A 1654-nucleotide genomic window follows, 5' to 3' on the forward strand; every position below is an offset into this window, starting at 1 on the left:
CAAGGACTCCTGATCGGCATCAGGGCACATAACGACAGGTCATGCGCAACATGACATCTCCTTCCTTTTTCCAGAGAGGTGATTGTCATGTTGGAACGCCACTTCCGGTCATTCAAGGCGATTGACCGCATCAAGGCTCTGTGGCTGGGGCCGCAGATTGAGTGTTACGCCCAGTGGCTCGACGAGCAGCACACGAGCAATGCCACGATCCGGCAGCATGTCCGGGCACTTGCGCACTTCAACGACTTCGTCCTCGCCAGGGGAGTTACCCAGCTACAGGAGCTTCCCGATCATGTCGATGCCTTTGTTGAACGGTGGAAGGCCGAGCATGGCGGCTGGTGCAAGAGTGCACAGGACGTCGCGGCCGTCGTCGCGCAAAGCCGTGTCCCCGTAGAGCGGATGCTGTGCGTGGCCTTGCCCGGCTACACGCGGCCGGGCAATAAGCCTGCCATGCCGTTTTCCGTCTCCGCCCCAGGCTTCTTCACCTTTCTGGTGAGCGAGAAGGGTCTACGCCAAGCCACGCTTAATCACTACTTTTTTACGCTGCGCCCCTTCGAGGCGTATCTGGCGCGAGCCAACATCGCTTTGGCCGAGCTGACGCCGGCCTGCATCACCGAGTTCCTCAACGAGCGCGCCAAGACCCTGCACAAGTCCGGCATGCTCAGCAGCGCATGCGCCTTGCGCGCCTTTCTCCGCTACCTGCACCGTGAGGGCATCGTGGCCACGGATCTCGTGCGCAGCGTGCCGCGCGGCCGTGTCTACCGACAGGCATCCCTTCCTCGCGCCATCCGCTGGGAGGACGTCGAGCGGCTGCTTGCCAGCATCGACCAACGCTCCGATCTGGGCAAGCGCGACTACGCCATTCTGGTGTTGCTGGCCAGCTACGGACTGCGCGCCAGGGAAATCGCCGCTCTTTGCCTGGACGACTTCGACTGGAAGCATGCGCAAATCAGCATCCCGATGCGCAAGGGTGGTCACTCGACCCGCTACCCGCTCTCGGCGACGGCCGGTGAAGCAGTCATCGGGTATTTACAGGTTCGACGAACCGATGTGGCACACCGCCAGGTCTTTCTCACGGCCAGGTCGCCCTACGCTCCGATGCAGCACTCAGCGGTTTCATCCATGGTCGGTGGCAGGATGCGCAGCGCCGACATCCACGTGACGCGGGCCGGGTCACACACCCTGCGCCATGCCTGCGTGCAGCATCTCGTCGAAGCCGATGTTCCCTTCAAGATCATCGGCGACTACGTTGGCCATCGTGCGCCTGCTTCCACGCTGGTCTACGGCAAGGTGGCGGTGCATAAGCTGCGTGAGCTCGTCATTGCAGATGCGGAGGATGTGTTATGACCGCCCACTGGAATGGCTTTCACAGCCCCCTTGCGCCTCACATCGAACAGTACCTGCGAGTCAAACGGGCCGTGGGGTGTAAGTTCGCCAACGAAGATCGCCAACTGCGATTGCTCGACCGATTTCTGAACGAGCAAGGCATCGACCGCATCGAAGCGATTGACCCTGGATGCCTACAGGCATTCCTGGCTTCCCGCCAGCGCACCAACCCACGCAGCTACAACAACTTGCTGGGCTATGTCCGGCGCCTGTTCGATTGGATCGTCAGCCAGCAGATACTCTCGGCGTCACCGGTACAGGCCAAGGC

The 1654-nt window shown here is 61.5% G+C and carries 2 protein-coding genes; both read left to right on the forward strand.

Translation table 11 applies throughout. The features are described from left to right. Window positions 1-87: 87 nt before the first annotated feature. Window positions 88-1347, forward strand: coding sequence for a tyrosine-type recombinase/integrase (locus WB402_RS04370; protein ID WP_424205697.1), 1260 nt, complete (start codon window positions 88-90; stop codon window positions 1345-1347). Then, on the forward strand, window positions 1344-1654 hold a 311-nt coding region (locus WB402_RS04375; RefSeq protein ID WP_424205698.1), incomplete at its 3' end, for a site-specific integrase. The genes WB402_RS04370 and WB402_RS04375, both read left to right, overlap by 4 nt.

It is taken from the genome of Sulfuricaulis sp. (genome assembly GCF_049587675.1).
In the GTDB taxonomy this organism is placed as follows: domain Bacteria; phylum Pseudomonadota; class Gammaproteobacteria; order Acidiferrobacterales; family Sulfurifustaceae; genus Sulfuricaulis.